This window comes from Amygdalobacter indicium (genome assembly GCF_029101545.1).
Lineage (GTDB): Bacteria > Bacillota > Clostridia > Saccharofermentanales > Fastidiosipilaceae > Amygdalobacter > Amygdalobacter indicium.
In genome coordinates this window covers 322,792-340,000 of sequence record NZ_CP118866.1, presented here as the reverse complement: position 1 = coordinate 340,000, position 17,209 = coordinate 322,792, and the positions used below count along the sequence as shown (strand labels likewise).

At 45.2% G+C, this 17,209-nt stretch carries 18 protein-coding genes and 1 pseudogene (1 of these 19 cut by a window edge); 1 reads left to right on the top strand and 18 read right to left on the bottom strand.

The window, feature by feature from the left end:
• The 16 genes and pseudogenes from PYS60_RS01355 to PYS60_RS01280 form a co-directional block, all read right to left on the bottom strand.
• Positions 1-512, bottom strand: the 5' portion of a protein-coding gene (locus tag PYS60_RS01355) for a cupin domain-containing protein (RefSeq protein WP_315570168.1). Its footprint begins 25 nt before the window's first position; only the first 512 of its 537 coding nucleotides appear in the window; it begins with the start codon at positions 510-512; the stop codon falls past the left edge of the window.
• Between the two features lie 56 nt (positions 513-568).
• Positions 569-1,663 (bottom strand): Gfo/Idh/MocA family protein, encoded by a 1,095-nt coding sequence (locus PYS60_RS01350; protein WP_315570166.1) that lies wholly within the window; start codon positions 1,661-1,663, stop codon positions 569-571.
• 47 nt (positions 1,664-1,710) lie between these two features.
• Positions 1,711-2,670 carry an ABC transporter permease gene (locus tag PYS60_RS01345; RefSeq protein WP_315570164.1) on the bottom strand — a complete coding sequence of 320 codons (960 nt, stop codon included), beginning with the start codon at positions 2,668-2,670 and terminating at the stop codon, positions 1,711-1,713.
• Positions 2,651-3,817, bottom strand: coding sequence for an ABC transporter permease (locus PYS60_RS01340; RefSeq protein WP_315570163.1), 1,167 nt, complete (start codon positions 3,815-3,817; stop codon positions 2,651-2,653). The genes PYS60_RS01345 and PYS60_RS01340 overlap by 20 nt, the downstream gene beginning before the upstream one ends.
• Positions 3,804-5,342: an ABC transporter ATP-binding protein gene (locus tag PYS60_RS01335; RefSeq protein ID WP_390866538.1), complete on the bottom strand. Its 1,539-nt coding sequence runs from the start codon at positions 5,340-5,342 to the stop codon at positions 3,804-3,806. The genes PYS60_RS01340 and PYS60_RS01335 overlap by 14 nt, the downstream gene beginning before the upstream one ends.
• Before the next feature lie 72 nt (positions 5,343-5,414).
• Positions 5,415-6,602 carry a BMP family lipoprotein gene (locus tag PYS60_RS01330; protein WP_315570161.1) on the bottom strand — a complete coding sequence of 396 codons (1,188 nt, stop codon included), beginning with the start codon at positions 6,600-6,602 and terminating at the stop codon, positions 5,415-5,417.
• Positions 6,603-6,670: 68 nt separating this feature from the next.
• The gene (gene mtnA / locus PYS60_RS01325; RefSeq protein WP_315570159.1) at positions 6,671-7,762 is read right to left on the bottom strand and encodes an S-methyl-5-thioribose-1-phosphate isomerase; all 1,092 of its coding nucleotides are present in this window, start codon (positions 7,760-7,762) and stop codon (positions 6,671-6,673) included.
• The gene (locus PYS60_RS01320; RefSeq protein WP_315570157.1) at positions 7,752-8,387 is read right to left on the bottom strand and encodes a class II aldolase/adducin family protein; all 636 of its coding nucleotides are present in this window, start codon (positions 8,385-8,387) and stop codon (positions 7,752-7,754) included. Before PYS60_RS01320 ends, mtnA begins: the two co-directional genes overlap by 11 nt.
• A 272-nt stretch (positions 8,388-8,659) precedes the next feature.
• Positions 8,660-9,499, bottom strand: a complete 840-nt coding sequence (locus PYS60_RS01315) for a DeoR/GlpR family DNA-binding transcription regulator (protein WP_315570155.1) — start codon at positions 9,497-9,499, stop codon at positions 8,660-8,662.
• Positions 9,500-9,654: 155 nt separating this feature from the next.
• On the bottom strand, positions 9,655-9,867 hold the full coding sequence (locus tag PYS60_RS01310; protein ID WP_315570153.1) for a hypothetical protein: 213 nt from the start codon (positions 9,865-9,867) through the stop codon (positions 9,655-9,657).
• Entirely contained in the window at positions 9,840-10,760 is a 921-nt protein-coding gene (locus PYS60_RS01305; protein ID WP_315570151.1) for a bifunctional hydroxymethylpyrimidine kinase/phosphomethylpyrimidine kinase, read from the bottom strand. The genes PYS60_RS01310 and PYS60_RS01305 overlap by 28 nt, the downstream gene beginning before the upstream one ends.
• The gene (locus PYS60_RS01300) at positions 10,753-11,553 is read right to left on the bottom strand and encodes an inositol monophosphatase family protein (protein WP_315570149.1); all 801 of its coding nucleotides are present in this window, start codon (positions 11,551-11,553) and stop codon (positions 10,753-10,755) included. The genes PYS60_RS01305 and PYS60_RS01300 overlap by 8 nt, the downstream gene beginning before the upstream one ends.
• A gap of 31 nt (positions 11,554-11,584) precedes the next feature.
• The gene (locus PYS60_RS01295; protein WP_315570147.1) at positions 11,585-12,739 is read right to left on the bottom strand and encodes a M28 family peptidase; all 1,155 of its coding nucleotides are present in this window, start codon (positions 12,737-12,739) and stop codon (positions 11,585-11,587) included.
• Positions 12,740-12,831: 92 nt separating this feature from the next.
• Positions 12,832-13,425, bottom strand: a complete 594-nt coding sequence (locus PYS60_RS01290) for a hypothetical protein (RefSeq protein WP_315570145.1) — start codon at positions 13,423-13,425, stop codon at positions 12,832-12,834.
• A gap of 14 nt (positions 13,426-13,439) precedes the next feature.
• On the bottom strand, positions 13,440-13,913 hold the full coding sequence (locus tag PYS60_RS01285) for a J domain-containing protein (RefSeq protein WP_315570143.1): 474 nt from the start codon (positions 13,911-13,913) through the stop codon (positions 13,440-13,442).
• A 122-nt stretch (positions 13,914-14,035) separates the two neighbouring features.
• Positions 14,036-14,218: pseudogene (locus tag PYS60_RS01280) on the bottom strand (ABC transporter ATP-binding protein); the annotation flags it as partial.
• A 204-nt stretch (positions 14,219-14,422) separates the two neighbouring features.
• On the opposite strand from PYS60_RS01280, the gene PYS60_RS01275 reads away from it, so the two are divergent.
• Entirely contained in the window at positions 14,423-15,616 is a 1,194-nt protein-coding gene (locus tag PYS60_RS01275; RefSeq protein ID WP_315570141.1) for a DUF5685 family protein, read from the top strand.
• A gap of 85 nt (positions 15,617-15,701) precedes the next feature.
• Here PYS60_RS01275 and PYS60_RS01270 read toward each other — a convergent pair whose 3' ends face one another.
• Positions 15,702-16,379, bottom strand: a complete 678-nt coding sequence (locus PYS60_RS01270) for an HAD family hydrolase (RefSeq protein ID WP_315570140.1) — start codon at positions 16,377-16,379, stop codon at positions 15,702-15,704.
• A 19-nt stretch (positions 16,380-16,398) separates the two neighbouring features.
• Positions 16,399-17,202 (bottom strand): type 1 glutamine amidotransferase, encoded by an 804-nt coding sequence (locus tag PYS60_RS01265; protein ID WP_315570139.1) that lies wholly within the window; start codon positions 17,200-17,202, stop codon positions 16,399-16,401.
• Between the last annotated feature and the right edge of the window lie 7 nt (positions 17,203-17,209).

Below are 17,209 nucleotides of genomic sequence, written 5' to 3'. Positions count from 1 at the left end.
AGGTCCGGCGCCGACTTTACCTGAACAGCTGCCGTCATTTTCCGAATAACGTCCGCCGCTTGCGGATATTTCGCCTGTAATTCGGAGGCATTGCTCAAATGAAAGCAGCGATAATTAAAGGCAGGCACAACCATACAGGCATATAGGGCATATTTTCCGCCCGCCTGCAATGCTGCTGCCTGATGCGTATAAGGTGCAATTACCGCACTGCGGGTTTGGCCCAGACTCGGCTCTGAACCTAAGATAATTTTTTGATAGCTGCCGTCGGTTTGCAGCAAGTGTAATTCTATCGGATCGCCCTCATAAAATTGCCATATTTCTTCCTGTTCCAATTGGTGAAAATAGGATTGACTGCAAGGGACATCAGTATATAAGCCGTACATCAAAGAATATAACGGTTCACCGGCGGCATTTTTTTGTTCCGATTTGCTTATTTCGCTATAAAATGTCCCCTCTTCCGGCAACATTTTCATATTTAATACTCGATATAGATACTCTGCTCGGCTGTTCATAAGTTATCTCCTGTTCTTCCGCCTCCTGTTGCCAATCGACTGCCGCCATTTTAAGTTTAGAGGTCCAGATAAGCTCCGTCGGCTATATTACTTTCGTATGCTTTGCGGCAAATAAGGACGTTTTCTACAGCTCCGTTCAGGGCGTTTAATTGTTCTGAAGTCAGTTTCGGCTGCGGTGAAAGCGGGTAAAATTTCTGAAACATGGCAAGATAGCTGTCCTTCATTCCTTCCTGCATGCCGATAGTCAGACTGCTGTCAATTTCTTTGCTGCCCGATTCGTCTATGCAGGCACTGTTGAGATTGGACCAGTGGACTCTACCGGCGCTGCAAATTGCCGTTAAATTCAGGGAATTTATTTGGCCGCTGCTGACTTCCGATACTAATAAATTCACCAAAGCGGAAGAGGCTAACTGCAAATTTATTTGTGCGATATCTTCGTTGCCGATGTTGAGCGGGACAGTTGTCGGCGTCGGCTGATCCAATAAGATTCCTTGAGGACTGCGATATAAGACTTGGCGCCTTTTAATGAAGCGGGCGCTGACTTTATTAACTTTGTCTCCTGTCCAATATTGTACCAGGTCGATTAAATGGGATGCTATTTCACTGACGGCACGCTCATAGTTGCCTTTTTCCGGCGCGAATCTCCAGGAATAAGGAGTAGGCGGCAAATGAAAATTCTGTTCGTAAGTTCCATAAAGCAGCAGAACTTCGCCCCATTTTTTCGCCTGCAATGCTGTGCTTATCTGCCTATTGGCCACATAATAACGGTTATTGTAACAAATTAAAATCGGCAATTGCCGCTCAACTGCCGTTTTTTGTAAACTAAGGGCCTCCTCGGGCACCAAGGTTAAAGGTTTTTCGAGCACTAAAGCTTTACCGCGGTTGAGGAAATAAGTTGCTATGTCGTAATGGGCTGCCGGAGCAACACATATGTGTACCGCTTCATATTCCAGTTCGGCCGGTAATTCTCGATAATCCGTGCAAATTACAGGTTTTTGCCGGCAAGCTGCAGCCAGTTTTTCGGCTGCGGCAGTATTACGGTCGACGATGGCTGCTATTTGGCAACCTACTGCCTGTAATGCTGTTAAATGGGTAGCGGCAATGAATCCGGCCCCGATTATAACGACTTTGTTTTTGCTTGTGTTTGTCATATTTCTCCGATTGTACAGCTTAAGCTGCGAGTACAGGTTTCTCCCGTTCAACGTTTACCTTTGTCGTAAGTTTCTCCCAAAGCGCGCGGAGCATGGTTGTATTTGGAGAAAAACAGCAACAGAAGTAAAGTCATTACATAAGGTAGGGTCATTGCCAAGTCGGAGTAGCTGGCGGGCATGGCCATTTTCTGGACAATAAAATATCCGCCGGAGCGTGCAAAACCGAATAGTAAGCAGGCTGCAATTGTCGGTAAAATTTTCCAGTTGCCGAAAATCATGGCGGCGATGGACAGATAACCGTAACCGACAAAGCTGGACGAGGAAAAGCTGCCGGAAATAGAGTAAGAGAAGCAAATTCCGGCTATCCCGGATAAGGCTCCGGATATTAAAACGGCGATTGTTCTGACGAAAGCCACGCTTTTACCGGCAGCATCGACTGCTTGCGGGTTGTCGCCGCAGGCCCGCAATAACATACCGTAATGGGTTTTATATAGAATGTACCAAAATATCACGGCCAATAGCAGCACGATTATTTCAAAAGGATAAATTTCCCGAAAGAAAGCGCCGATCAACGGAATGTCGCTGATGTACGGAATATTGAATCTTTCGGACACCGTTAAAACAAATTTATCGGAAGCCTGCCGGAAAAGGGTTTTATTCAGAACTTTGGTTAAATATATAGTCAATGAAAGGGCCAGGATGTTCAAAACGACACCGCTGATTACCTGGTTCGCCTTAAATTTAATACTCAAGAGTGCATGGATGGCCGAGTAAACTGCGGCACCGGCGATGGCAAAAATGAAGGAAAAATACATGGCTTTGTCGGCACTCAGACCGCAACGTTGCATGAGCAGAACTGCCGCTAAAGCGCCGCTGAAGGCACCTATTCCCTGGAATCCCTCCAAAGCTAAATTAATCACGCCGCTTCTCTCGCAATATATGCCGCCGATGGCCATAATAAAGAGCGGTAAAGAAAAAGATAAGCCGTCAATTATGATTCGTTCCATTATTATTCACCTTGCATTTGTCCTTTCTGTTTTTGCGCCATTTATCGAGGCAATAATGAATGTAGACGCTGCCGGCGGAAAAAAGCAAAATAATTCCCGTTATAACGGCGGAAATTTCAGATTCCAGCCCGGACGCAGAATTCATGTAGGTACTGCCTTTAGACAATATTGTAATTAAGAATGAGAAAGCGATAATAGCTAAAGGATTGCTTTCAGCCAACAACGAAACTGCTATACAATCAAATCCCGTACTTACCAGGGTTCGCGGTTGAATGGAAGCAAAATAGCCTAAATAATAAGTTACACCCGCCAAACCGGCCAAAGCACCGGAAAGGGCCATGGCGGAAACTATTGTTGACCCGACGTTGATACCGGCATAAGCGGCTGCCGGTCGACTTAAACCTACGGCTGCCAATTCATAACCGAAAACTGTGCGTTTTAAGATAAAGCGCAAAGCTACGGCGGCCACCAAAGCCAGAATAATACCTAAGGGTATGTCAACTTTTATGCCGGCGATTTTCATCTGCATTAAAGTTAATCTCGCCTGATTGTTAATTAAAATCGATTGTCTTGAAACGGGATTAACATAATAAGTGTTAATGAAAAAGCTAATGACAAACTGAGCGATATAGTTGACCATTATTGTAGAAACTACTTCATTAATATTGAAGCGATACTTGAAATAGCCGATCAGAGCGCCCAGGAGCATCCCGGTAATGATGCCGATTATAACAACTGCAGGTTTAGCAATTACTGCCGGCAGACTGCTGTAACCGATAACAATTGTAGCAACAAAGGCTGATGTCAACATTTGCCCGGCAACACCGATATTGAACAAACCGGCTTTCATGGCAACAGCAACAGCCAAAGAAGCGAAAAGCATCGGTGTCCAAGCATTAAGGAAACTGCTGAAGTCACTGAAAATATTTTTGTAAGCAGCATAAGTGCTTTTAGGCAATATACCTGATCCCTGTAAAAGGTTCATGTATACCTGCAGCGGATTTTTACCTTGACCGAGAATAATCAGTGAACCGACTATAAGGCTTAAAATAATAGCCAACAGCGGCACAAACAGATTTTGTTGTCGTTCATAGCTGAGATATGCTCTCAGTTCACTCCACTTAGAGCTTTGTTTATTGTTCGTCATCGCTTTTTACTCCCATCATGTAACGGCCCACCTCAGCCGTTGTCATAGTGTTTGCCGCTGCGATTTTTTGCATCTGTCCGTTGTAAATAACGCCGATGGTGTCGGCACAGCTCATAATTTCATCCAATTCCAGAGAAATAAGTAATATTGCTTTGCCTTTATCCCGTTCCTGCAGCATTTGTTTATGAATGTTTTCAATGGCGCCGATGTCCAGACCTCTTGTAGGTTGGACGAAAATCAACAATTCGGAATGCAATTCCGTTTCGCGGGCAATTATTGCTTTTTGCTGGTTTCCGCCGCTCATTTGACGGACAATTGTTGCTCCGCCTTCGCTGCTTCTGATGTCGTATTCGGCAATCAATTTTCGGCTGTATTCGTTAATAGCAGCTGTCTGCAGAACGCCGTGGCGGGCAAAAGGCAAATGATAATAACTTTTCAGGATTAAATTCTGCGCTAAAGTAAAGTCCATAACCAGCCCGTACTTCTGCCGATCTTCCGGAATAAAGGAAATACCCTGCGCCGTGCGCTGACGAATATTCAAATTTTTTATGTTTTTACCGTTAAGGTAGATGTTACCCGTGATATTTGTCCTCAAACCGGCTATGGCGTCGGCCAATGCCACCTGTCCGTTACCCGCTACTCCGGCTATGGCGAAGATTTCACCCGCCCGAACTGTAAATGAGACATTATTGACAACCGGAAATTTGTGCTGATTATAGACAATAAGATTTTCTACCTGCAGAATATCCTTTCCCGGTTCGGCCGGCTTTTTCTGTAAGGTTAAAGATACTTCTCTTCCTACCATCAGATTCGCCATTTTTTGCATGGAAGTTGAGGCCACATCCAGAACGTCCACCAGGCGACCGCGATTCAATATGGCACAGCGATCCGCCACCTCTTTGATTTCCGCCAATTTATGGGTTATTAAAATTATAGTTTTTCCCGCCGCCCGCAATTTGCGAATAATTTGCAGCAAAAAGCTGATTTCCTGCGGGGTCAATACGGCTGTCGGTTCATCGAAAATCAAAATTTCCGCCTCCCGATAGAGCATTTTCAGAATCTCCACCCGCTGTTGGACGGAAACGCCGATTTGACCGACGATGTCGTCCGGATTAACTTCCAAGCCGTAATTATGTGAAAGTTCAGCGATTTTCCTGGATGCCCGCCGTAAATCGACATACGGCAGAAAGCCCCATTTTTTCTCCTGTCCCGCCAATCCGAGAATAATATTTTCGGTAATTGTATAATCCGAAACCAACTTAAAATGTTGGTGTACCATCCCGATATTCAATTTTCCTGCATAAGCCGGGGAAGTGATTTTTTCTTTTTTTCCTCTAATAAATATTTCGCCTTCATCCGGTTCATACATGCCGAAAAGCATACTCATTAAAGTTGATTTGCCGGCTCCGTTTTCGCCCAATATAGCAAAGATTTCGCCTTTTTTTATTTGGATTGTAACATCATTGTTAGCCAAAATTCCCGGGAAGCGTTTGCTTATATGTTTCATTTCAACAATATATTCCACCTGCATACTCCTTTACGGTTTTCGGTGAAAAAGACCCGGCAAGCCGTTAGACTGCCGGGTTATACTTTTCGCTTATTTCAATCCCGTGAAATTATCCGGTTTCATTTTATTAAAATTAGCTGCCGGGACAATTTTCCCTTGTTTCATTAAAGCATAGGCTTCATCCATTTTTTTGATGGCTTCAGGGGTTAATTGCTGTCTGCCTTCTTTTTTTACATAACCGGTAGAATCGGTCATGACATCGAGCAGCGCATTTTCGCCTTTGAACTTGCCGGCGACGATAGCTTCCAGCTGCTTATCGACGTTAGTGCTCATAACTTTCAGTACCGAGGTCAAAACAATGTTTTCTTTGCCGTTGGCACCGTCGTTGTATTGGTCGACATCGCAGCCGATAACTTTAACATTTTTGGCTTCTTTGGCTGCTGTGAAAACGCCGTTACCGGAACCGCCGGCTGCTACGAAAATCACATCACAACCTTTGTCTATTAACGCTTTACCGACAACTTTACCGGTTGCAGGATCGGAGAATGTGCCGACATAGTTACCGCCGACATTAGCCTTGGTCACATCGGTACCGGCATAAGACGGAATTTCAACAATTTCCGCTTTTGTCCCCAATTTGGCGTTAGCGTAATTGACACCGGACATAAATCCGTATTGATAATTAACGTTGTTCGGGAAAGCTATGCCGTTAACTACCGCCACTTTATTGGTTTTGGTAGACAAGGCCGCCGCCATACCGGCGAAGAAACCGCTTTCCTGCTCTTTGAAGATCATGGCATAGACATTATCCAATTTCACTTCCTTACCGGCAGCGTCGGAAGGATAAGTATCGACTAAAATAAATTTTGTTTTGGGATTATCTTTGGCTACTGCACCGATGCCGCCGAACTGGAAACCGCAGCAGACGATTACATCATAATCGGCTACAATTTCGCTGACAGCCTGAACTGCAGCTGTTGTATCGCCGCTTTCTTCTCGCACGGGCGTAACTTGAGCATCTTTGTGTTTTTTCAAGAACGCCAGGATACCGTTGTAATTGTCCTGGTTGAAATTACCGTCATCAACGCCGGAAGGACTTGTCACAATAGCTATTTTCAAGCCTTTTGCAGCAGGTTTTCCGCCTTGTTCCGTCGCAGCGGTCTGAGCCTTGGTATTAGCGGTTTCAGCTGCTTTTTCAGCACTTTCCGGTTTGGAACAGGCTGTCAAAATGCCGGCCACGAGAGCTAAGCTCATTAAGCTGCATAACAATTTCTTCATATAAATACCTCTTCTTTTCTCAGTTATTGCTGAACAATAACTGTATTTAGCAAAAAAAGTACCAAGTATCAGTGTTTGCAGGCATCTGCCTGCCGATCGGAGAATAACTTGGCCAAATTCTCACGATAAGGTGGATAGACAATACCTCTTTCAGTAATAATTGCGCTGATTAAGCTGTGATCGGTAACATCGAACGCCGGGTTATAGCAACGGACATTTTCCGGTGCCATCGGTTTTTGATAAAATTTAGAAGTTATTTCGCCGTCGGGTCTTAATTCGATTTTAATGTCATCACCTGTCGCACAATTAAAATCTATGGTCGAACTCGGGCCCAGAACATAGAAAGGTATCCCGTAATATTTTGCTAAAATCGCTACCCCCGATGTTCCTATTTTGTTGGCGGCATCGCCGGCGGCACTTACGCGATCGCAGCCGACCAGGCAGGCCTGAATTTTGCCGCTTTTCATAACAATTGATGCCATATTGTCGCAGATTAAAGTTACATCAACTCCCGCCTGCGCCAATTCATAGGCCGTTAAGCGGGCACCTTGGAGCAAGGGTCTTGTTTCATCGGCAAAGACATGAAAATTATACGATTTTTCCTGCCCCAAAAGTATCGGTCCCAAGGCCGTGCCGTAACGTGACGTGGCCAAAGGTCCGGCGTTGCAATGCGTTAAGATACCGCTGTCTTTTCGCAGCAGGGAAAGTCCGTACTGCGCTATTTTATAACACATGTCGGCATCTTCCGCCTGAATCTTTTCGCCTTCCGCAATTAAAGCGTCAGCCAGCGCTAAAGGCTGTTGCGTCCGCAGCGTTTCAGCATATGCGCACATTCTCTGCAAAGCCCAGCTTAAGTTCACCGCCGTCGGTCTGGCGGAATTAAGATATGCTGCCGCTTCCTGTAATTTGCTTAAAAGCAAGGTTGTATCGGTGAGCGTTGCTGCCAATCTGCGAGCCTCTACCGCCAAAGCATAGGCTGCAAATATGCCGATAGCCGGGGCTCCGCGTACTTTTAACTGTAAAATCGCCTCATACGAATCTTTAAGATCGTTGATTTCCAAATACGCCGTTCTGTTCGGCAGTTGCGTTTGATCCAAAATGACTACCGCGTCCCGGTTTTCATTCAGAAAAATGTTCTTAATTTCAGCATTATTTTTCATTGTTTCTATCCTCTTCATGTTCGGAAAATTCAGGAATACTTTGAGGCTGTAAGCCGGCTGCCAGGGCCAAAAGAACAATCTTGGCCGCATCTTCCGTGTATACGCTGTTGATATAGGCCGCCTGTAAATCTTCGCCGACGGCAACAACGCCGTGATTGGCCAACAGGCAGGCATTCTTAGTTTTCAGAATAGGCAAAACGGTTTGGACAATTTCTTCCGATCCGGGGGGCGCATACGGTGCTACCTCCACGCTGCCGCCGACATAAGGTATCATTTCGATTAAAACAGGCGGTATTGTATAGTGGGCCGCCGCACAAGCTGTCGCATAAGGTGAATGGGTGTGTACTACTGCTGCAACCCGTGGGATATTTCTATATATACCGGCGTGCAAACGCCATTCGGACGAAGGCGGATAATGGCCCTCCAGCACATGACCGGAAAAGTCAAGCAGAACCAAATCTTCCGCTTGCATCTCATTATAATCTACAGAAGAGGGGGTAATAACAAAACAGTGTTTCTCCGGAATACAGACACTCAGATTACCGCTTGTTCCTGCCATCAGCTTCTCTTTATAAGCTTTTTTGCTGTAAGCCAACACTTGTAACTTCGCCGTCTGTACGTCCATAAAACACCTTCTAACACGTAAACTTGAGATTATGTCGGTAAATTATATACGAATTGCCTGCAATAAGACGGCGCTTAATTCTCTTGAACATTTGTATGAATATAGGTACTGTTCTCATGCCGCCTCCAAATTATCGAACTTCAATCAGGCTTCAATTTCATAAACAAAAGTATACCATAATTTTGGAAATATTTTCGGCCGGAGACAGTGCCTGTAAAATTTTATACTGTTTTTTATTGCACCCTTTGGCGGGAGCAGATTATATAAACGCCTCAATTTAAAGCCGCATCGATGATACTTTTACCGGTACTTACAAGGTATTCATAAACTTCCGGGCTGCTTTTGGCCACCAGGCCGTCCGAAACCAAATAATCTATTGCCGCCAGATTGGCAATAACATAAGGACCGCCTTCCTGAAACTTTGTTTCATCCGCCAATAAGACACTGTGGTAGCAGCGTGATAAAGCCGCTTTACGTACAATGGCTTCACCTTGAACGGAATCGGTAATGCCTGCTTGCAGGTTCACCCCGGCGCAACTGACAAAAGCGGTAGATATATAATATTCCGCCAATTGTTCCGTGACCAAATTGCCCTCAAATGCCGAACAGGAACGATTAAGTTCACCGCCGAGAATAACCAGCCGGACCTCATTACTGTAAGCAAAAACTTTCGCTATCTCCAGCGAATTGGAAATAACTGTCAGACGTTTGCCCGACTCCGCCAGGGCCTTGGCTAAATTCAAAGCTGTACTGCTGGAATCCAAAAATATAGTCTCGCGATTTTTAATCAAAGGCAGACAGCGCTGCGCAATTAAGGCTTTTTCGGCGCATAAAATACGATTGCGGACAACAAAAGGGGTTTCATTGCCGTAGCCTTCATTCAAATAAGCTCCGCCGTGAACCCGATGTAACTGTTCCTGTTTTTCCAGTTTTTTCAAATCGCTGCGAATCGTTTCTTCCGAAACATTAAGCTGTTTGCTCAGTTCCGTAACTAAAACAACCTTATCCCGTTTCAAAGTCCCTAAAATAAAGTCGATACGTTCCAAAGCATGCATCTTTCCCATCTCATTCGGGCTGCTTTTATTTATTCCTTCATATTCCGCTTTAATCATACTTTTCACTTTCTAAAGGGCTCGAAAACTTGGATAAAATTCAGTGTTAGTATAGCATTTATATAGAATTTGTACAGATTGTTCCTGCTAAAAGAAGGTTTATTTGTGCAATTTGCATATAATTTTCGTTATTTGGCCGTTTTCGTACTTTCAGCCTACCGGGCCAACTTGCTGTCACGCAATATTTTCCTTACATAATCAGCCCCGGCCGAATCCTGTATTTGCAAATAAGTTTCAAAGGCTTGCGGATATTGAAAGATTTTACTCTGTCCGGCAAAGACCACCTCAATATAATTATTTTTGATATTTTTAATGCGTCCGTAACCGAATCGGGGATGTTTCACCTCTTTGCCGATAAGTTCATCCACTGAAAATCTCCTCCTTCGCCGGCAAGCTCTTGCGCCAGCACCGGTAAACAATGTTGCCACAGCAGACTGTAAGGACCTGTAGTTTTCCCGGCAGCTGCTTGCTTACGCCAAAAATCATTACTGACCCTGACTGCCAGACCGGTTAATTTACCTGCCTGTTCCATGGCCCGCCTGTAATCGCCGGTTCTTAAATAAGTTCCCCAAAATAAAGCGGCAAAGCAGTCGCCCGTGCCGCTATAAGCTGTTACTTCGCCAATCCCGTAACGTGCAAAAGTTGAAGTATACTGCTCCCCGGTGGACGACAGAAAATAATTACAGCCGCTGCTTTGATTCTTTTCCGCACCTGCGCCCGCGCCCACGTCCGTAGCTGCAGGCCAATCTTTCAATAAAACATTTTTGGCACCCAGCTGCTGCAGTTTTTGCGCCGCCGTACGCCAATCGCTTACTTTCTCACCTAACAGCAATTGTGTTTCCGTCGCGTTGGGCGTGACAAAATCTGCAATCTTTAACAGCTTGACAGCGGCTGCAAGGGCTTGCGCCGGCAAACTGCCGTACATTTTACCGTTATCTCCCAAAACAGGGTCGACACAGACGAGACAAGCCGGAAATTGCTGCTTAAATTGCTGAATTTCCTCATATAAAGCGAGATCTCTCGTATAACCTGTAAGTAGAGAACGGGGCTCAATTTGCAATTTTTGTAATTGCCGGGCCAAATCCGTAAGTAAGCCGCAAGCAGAATTAGCAGCCAAACCGGGATACGCACCCGATGAAGTCATGACAGAATTAGCCAGCGGCGCGGTACGCAAGCCCATAAGTTGTAAAAGCGGCAGACTTATTTTCAGAGAACAATCTCCTAAAGCCGTTATAGGTTGATAAATTACCGCATCAAGCATTGTTTGCCTCGATGTAGCGATAACAAATTGCTTTCAAATTCACAAAATTATCGCTGTTTCCGGCCATAATGTAGGTTTTGCCCAAATGTAAAGTATCGGCATTAATATTAACTTCTCCGCCCGCTTCTTCCACAATCAAGGCCCCGGCGGCATAATCCCATAAACTGACTTTCGCTTCATAAAAAGCATGATGTTCGTTCTTGGCTAAATAGCACAAATCGGCGACACAGGAACCGCTTCTGCGGATATCCAGTCCGGCATTGAACAAATCCTTCAAGCAGCTGAAAGTAGCATCGCTGACGTCTTTGTCATAAGGTGCCGTTCCCACAGCCAGCAAGGACTGCGCCAAAGGTCTGGGTTTGATCCAAAGATGCTGCTCGTTCATATAAGCTCCCCGACCTTTAACAGCCCAGAAGAGTTCATCTCTATAAGGATTATAGCAACATGCTAAAACCGTCTGTTTTTTATAAGCCAGAGCAATGGAAACGAAAGACATTTCGCGTCCGAAAATATAATTGCTGGTCCCGTCAATCGGGTCTACAATCCAAGTGTATTCATCCGTTAAATCCGTGTTCTCCTGCTCTTCGCTGACAAAAGCCGCTTGCAGAGGTAACTGCTGCAATTGCGTTTGAATCAACTGTTGCGTTTGGCGGTCTACATTCGTTACCAAGTCGGAATTTCCGCTTTTCTCCGCAATTTTTTCAATCGCCGCCTGCTTAAAATAGCGGCCGGCCGTTACGGCACAATTCTTAACACCTGCCAAAATTTCCAACAACTTTTCCGTTTCCATCATTTTCCCGCCTTTGTTTATCAAAAGTTAAGCATTAATAATTAATGCTGTTGACCTTGGAATCCAACGCGCCTTTAATCAACGCTCTAAGAACGATAAAAGCCGCAGAATTAACACGTTTTATCAGCTGTTCCCGACTGAAAGTCTGCATTAAAGTTTTGTAATTATCATTATTGGTGCCTGAAAGTTGCCCCTTACTGTTGGCAAACAAACGACTGTCCGTTTGTTTAATTCCGGCTAAATCTTTGGCAGCATAATTCCAGCTTTCTATATACACGGTATCAATACCGGCTGCATCGAAAGCGCGATAATCCGATTCATGCGAAGTAAACTCGCGGTAAACTACACTCTCGGCGCTGTTCAACGGTGAAGCCACGGAAAAGCCCGATTGATTGGTGTAAATTGATTCATAGGGGCTTTGACTGCCGCCCAATCCTTCTTCCAAAGCCAAATCGACGATTTGATAGACCGGCAGGCGATGAGCGTACTTCATTTCGTTGTTCAGAGAATTCCACCCGGCATGCGCATAAAGGCGACTGCCGCCGAATATATTGCGTAATTCGTAGGCTACAGCTATTTTATTTTCGTTCGTCTTCAAACTCTGCAAAAGAGCGCTGCCGCCTTCGCTGTTGTTGCTGCAAATTGCCGCCAGAACTACATCATATCCGACTTTATTCTGTTTCAGCTGTTTGGCCAGTTTCAGCAAAGCCGCTACCCCGGCGGCATTGTCGCACAAACCGTCGGCCTCCGTAATTTCTTTGGCCGTCACAGTCGTATACCGGGCCATAACTACTGCAATTCCGCTGCTGCGGGCGTAACTGTCGCCGAGAGTTATATAACGGGCTTTATTTTGCAAATCACGCTGATTGTAGCGCATATTAAATCCCGGTATCCTGACTACAATGTTGGCACCGTCCATTCCGGCAACCGGCTGTTCTTCCGGCACATAGCCCAATTTTTGGAATTCGGATTTAATATATTCCGCCGCTGCCTTAGCTGCTTCACTGCCGGGAGTTCTAACCCCCTGCTCGGTTAATTTTTGACAAATTTCATCGGCATATGCATCTGTCGGATTTTCCATATTGGAATTTCTGTGTGCCCGACAAGCTGTTAAAGCCGTAATAAGTACAGCCAACAGACAGGCGACGGCACGTTTAAGTTTTAATTTCCGTTGTAATTCAAGTGTCATTATTTTTACCTTAATACTATGCAATAACTCCGTATATTTTACTATATATTCCCGCGGCGCGCTTATCGGTCTGTAAATAAGCACTTAATTTTTCATTTATTGTGCAAATATTTCTGTAATTTTTCCCGCCAATTAACCTCAAAATAAAGCAAAGCTCGACTTAACAGGCAGTCGACTGCCAACGCTGCAACATAAAAAGCTACTGCAAAAATGCTGAAACAAGCGGCGGCAGGCAGTGCCAAAGAAAGTCGCCGTGCAAGTAAGACGGACGGTTCAATTTTTACGAACATAGTCAAATATACAAGTGTTAAGCCGAGATAAATAGAAATAAAAAACATTTTACTTACAAGCAGGCCGAAAAACAGAGATATTTTTCGCTCGTGCAAGCGGCTTAAAATATATGTTTCGCAAAAATATTTGACAAAAGGCCAAGTCGCAACCAAGCAAATATAACTTAAACAGAAGGGAATTTGCAAAATCAGCAGGGCCAGCACGGAACTAACGACATAATACTCGCACGCCGTTTTAATGCCGAAAATTCTCAGCACTAAAGCCTGTAAGCAAAGCAGCAGAAAGTAAAAGGGAATATCTTTCAGCGGACTGATTTTAATAATCAGCATTACTAACGCCGCTAATGTCGCCGTCAAAGCCGTCAGGCTCAAAGTGCGCAACCGTGCCTGCAACATATTTTTCTCCCTTATCAGCAACAAGAGCAAAGATCGCCGCCCATACACTCGCAGCAACAATCAAGACAATAAAGGGTTTCCAGCGCCTGACAGCAGCCGCCTGCCGGTAAGCAACAGCAACAAGGCGTAACTTGCGTTTGCCGATAGCGATAGTCTCTACGTGAGGGATAAGAACGACCGCTGCAAGGATCAACCACGCCGTCTTCCAAATCTTCGTAATCGTCGTCCCGGCGGTAATAATGGGTTCCTGTTCTTTTCGCAGAATCAGTTTCGGATGTGTGCGCCGAATAATTGCCCGCTCCCATCAGTTCATCATAAGCGGCGTTAATTTCCGCCAACTTCTCCTTGGCCAATGCCGCCAAAGGATTACCGACATAATTTTCCGGTTGATAGCGACGTACCAAATTGCGATAAGCTTCCCGGATTTCCTCCTTACCGGCTCCGTATTGCAAACCCAGGATATCATAAGGACTTCTGCCGTTTTCCATCGACTGTTCCTACACTTTCATCGGTTAATTAATTCTTTAATTGTAGCACAAAGATAATACCATTTATTAAATTTCGGCCAAAGCAAGCGAAGAAATTGCCGGCAAGCGGCTTTCACCCATTTTTATTTACTTATTTTCCACTTCACAGCTTCGCTTCTCGCATTAATCAACTGCCGATAAAGTCCGTCCTGTTGCAGCAATTCCGCATGTTTACCCCGCTGTACAATTCTGCCGTGATCGAGCACCAGAATCTTATCCGCCTGCTTAACCGTTTTCAAGCGATGTGCAATCATAATTACTGTTTCGACATCCCCAAAGCGAGCTAATAAATTTATTAATGTCGTTTTGCCGCTGCCTGATCAGTCCACTACATTCCGGATTGAAAGCATCCGTTGCCATCATTCCAGCACATACTTACTGCAGTCGCCCGAAAATACCGTGGAGTTAAGCGCCAAAGAAGAAAGTTCGCAGCTCATATTTATGCTAATATTAGAAGGAAAGGTTTATTTATGTACGGTTATATTCGTTTTTACAAAGTCCAACTTAGTCCTCCCGATTACGAGCGTTACAAAAGTGTTTATTGCAGTTTATGTCACGCTTTAGCTGATAATTTCGGGCAATTACCGCGTTTTATGCTGTCATACGATTTAACTTTCATGGTCCTCCTGGCAGAAGCTTTGACCGTTTTCCCGCAGAATACGGACCCTCTCTTTCAACCTGAGCGTTGTTTGGAACATTTCGGAAAAAAAACGGCGGTCGCTCATCATTGGAGCTGTCTCGACTATGCCGCTAATATCAGTGTTTTGTTGGCGGAACAGAAGTTGCTCGATGATCAAGCGGATAAGGAGCATCTGCTGCGTACCTTCGGCGTTAAGCGTTTATTTCAGAAAACTTTCCGGCAGGCGGCGACCAATTATCCTGAGATTGCCGCTGAAATTAAGGCCGGCATGCTGAATTTCAACCGCTTGGAAAGTCTTTATCGCCATAATTATAAAAACATTGAAGCTCTGCTGCCGGCCGGCGTGCAGGCAGCTTGTGCCGAACAAATTAAACAGGTCCTGGCGCCTTTGCTTTCCTGCTGCCCGGCCGCTTATAACTGTACTTTGGCCTTTGCCGCCGTCATCGGAGAAATTTTCCGTTGCTTACCGCTCCTACCGCTGCAAGTTCCGCCGACAGATAGATCTGAACTTACGACAACCGTTAAAAAACAGCTTCTCAGTCCCTGTCTGGAGGTAATCGGGATTTATCTCGGAGCCTGGATTTATTTAATAGATGCATTGGATGACTTGAGTGACGATTTACGCCGCCAACAGTACAATATTTTGCTCATGTCGGAAAAAGGAAAGCTTATTCGGCAAAATTACGAGCGGAAATTGCTCCGCCTCCAACAACTGCCGCTGCTGCAGCGGCGGCAAAAACATCCGGCCAAGAAAACCATTTATCGGGACAAAGGTCCGGAGGAATTGACAGAGCCGCAAAAACAGATTGCCGATTTACTGCATACAGCGCAGGAAATTCTGCATAATTTACAAGCTTTATTGGACCAATCCTTAATTTTACTGCCCTGGCAGCGGGATGCCGCTTTAATTGCCGCTCTTATCCAACAGGGATTACCGACAACACTTTGGCGCTGTAATTTCAAGCAAAGATACCAATTTGACCTGCTGCAGCTTGCTTCTGCGCCAAGCAGCGATTTGCCGTAAAACTATCAACCGTCTCAGCCGTCGACCGAATGTCGGGACGCAAACAGAAGGACCGCAAGTAGAAGGGCCGCCTGTAGGATGCGAGTTAAATATTCTGTAAAATTAAGCGTTGCAATTCTGCCGGCGTTTGCACAAGATAATCAGCTCCGGCAGCCTGTAATTCAGCTTTGTCTCTGAAACCCCACAACACGCCGGTCGCCGTGACTTTTGCATTATGCGCCGTCTGCATATCAACATTGGTATCTCCCACGTGCATAACTTCCGCCGGTGAAAGCCTATGTTCCTTCATATAAGCCAGTAAACGGGTAACGTCCGGCTTGATGATATTTCCGGGCTTGTCCCCGTAAATTGTCGGGAAATCAATGCCCGTGCCGGCATAAGCAGCCTGCAAAACCCGGGCAGCAACAGTTTCCTTTTTGTTGGTATAAACAATATAGGAAATATCAGCTTTTTTTAAGTTTTCGAGCAATTCAACCAAACCCGGATAAGGCTGCACTTGGTAAGTACCGTTGTTTTTCAACAATTCTATATAGCGCTGCCACTGTACTTGCAAAAATTCGGCATCATACGGCGGGTAATCGACATACTTCAACAAATCGATTACATGATTTTTGGAACCGCGACCTACCAGAAACGCATAATCGGCCGGCGCTACCGGTTTTACACCCAAACCCTGCAACCACAAATTACCGACATAAGCTAAACTCGGTAAAGTGTTGACCAGCGTTCCGTCCAAATCAAAAGAAATCAATTTATACTTCATTTTCAACCTTCTTTCCGCCTTACGCCTGTAACTGTTGTAATTGGGCCCGCAGAGCCGTAAGTATATTTTCCTGCAACGGCGGCAGAGTGAAATCGGCCGCCAATTTATACTTTTTCTGTAGTGCCGTTGTTAAAAGGTAGTCGGCAAAAGCCGGATTTTTCGGCAGGAAACTTCCATGTGCATAAGTGCCGAAGCAATTCAGATAATGACAACCTTCATAGCCGTCTTCTCCGTTATTGCCGTTGCCTTTAATCACGCGTCCGAAAGCAAAACGGGCTGCCGCCTCAGTCTCTTTCTCTCCGCGCAGCATCTCGCCCCGTTCATCTAAAAAATAAGTTAAACCGCTATGGTTTTCAAAGCCGTACATCCGTCTGTCGGCTTCAGGCAGAGGTAAATCGGCGACAAACGCCAGATTGCCTATCAAGCGGCGGCTCTGAGCGAGCGTAACTAAAGGTAAAACATCTATCCCGGGAGTCAGTTTGCCGTCGGCACTTTTGTAATATTTACCTAAAAGTTGATAACCGCCGCAAATAGTCAGCATCACCCCGCCGGAGCGAATATATTTACGCAACTCCGTCGCTTTATTTTCCAATAAATCCTGATGAAGGGCCTCCTGTTCCTGATCCTGACCGCCGCCCATAAAAACCAGGTCATAAGCAGCTGCCTTAAACTCGTCCTGCAAACTTATTTTGTCGACCTGCAAGGTAATATGCCGCCATTCGGCTCGCTTTTGCAAGCAAATAATATTTCCCTGATCGCCGTATAAATTCAAATATTCCGGATAAAGCCACGCTAATTTCAATTTCGCCTGTTCAAGTTCCATTTAAGTC

Coding starts and splice junctions, on each gene's coding strand:
- PYS60_RS01345 (WP_315570164.1), bottom strand. CDS start 2,670: ATGGAACGAATCATAATTGACGGCTTATCTTTTTCTTTACCGCTCTTT.
- PYS60_RS01300 (WP_315570149.1), bottom strand. CDS start 11,553: ATGATGGAAACGGAAAAGTTGTTGGAAATTTTGGCAGGTGTTAAGAAT.
- PYS60_RS01350 (WP_315570166.1), bottom strand. CDS start 1,663: ATGACAAACACAAGCAAAAACAAAGTCGTTATAATCGGGGCCGGATTC.
- PYS60_RS01340 (WP_315570163.1), bottom strand. CDS start 3,817: ATGACGAACAATAAACAAAGCTCTAAGTGGAGTGAACTGAGAGCATAT.
- PYS60_RS01275 (WP_315570141.1), top strand. CDS start 14,423: ATGTACGGTTATATTCGTTTTTACAAAGTCCAACTTAGTCCTCCCGAT.
- PYS60_RS01315 (WP_315570155.1), bottom strand. CDS start 9,499: ATGATTAAAGCGGAATATGAAGGAATAAATAAAAGCAGCCCGAATGAG.
- PYS60_RS01265 (WP_315570139.1), bottom strand. CDS start 17,202: ATGGAACTTGAACAGGCGAAATTGAAATTAGCGTGGCTTTATCCGGAA.
- PYS60_RS01285 (WP_315570143.1), bottom strand. CDS start 13,913: ATGGAAAACGGCAGAAGTCCTTATGATATCCTGGGTTTGCAATACGGA.
- PYS60_RS01290 (WP_315570145.1), bottom strand. CDS start 13,425: ATGTTGCAGGCACGGTTGCGCACTTTGAGCCTGACGGCTTTGACGGCG.
- PYS60_RS01330 (WP_315570161.1), bottom strand. CDS start 6,602: ATGAAGAAATTGTTATGCAGCTTAATGAGCTTAGCTCTCGTGGCCGGC.
- PYS60_RS01305 (WP_315570151.1), bottom strand. CDS start 10,760: ATGCTTGATGCGGTAATTTATCAACCTATAACGGCTTTAGGAGATTGT.
- mtnA (WP_315570159.1), bottom strand. CDS start 7,762: ATGAAAAATAATGCTGAAATTAAGAACATTTTTCTGAATGAAAACCGG.
- PYS60_RS01270 (WP_315570140.1), bottom strand. CDS start 16,379: ATGAAGTATAAATTGATTTCTTTTGATTTGGACGGAACGCTGGTCAAC.
- PYS60_RS01320 (WP_315570157.1), bottom strand. CDS start 8,387: ATGGACGTACAGACGGCGAAGTTACAAGTGTTGGCTTACAGCAAAAAA.
- PYS60_RS01295 (WP_315570147.1), bottom strand. CDS start 12,739: ATGACACTTGAATTACAACGGAAATTAAAACTTAAACGTGCCGTCGCC.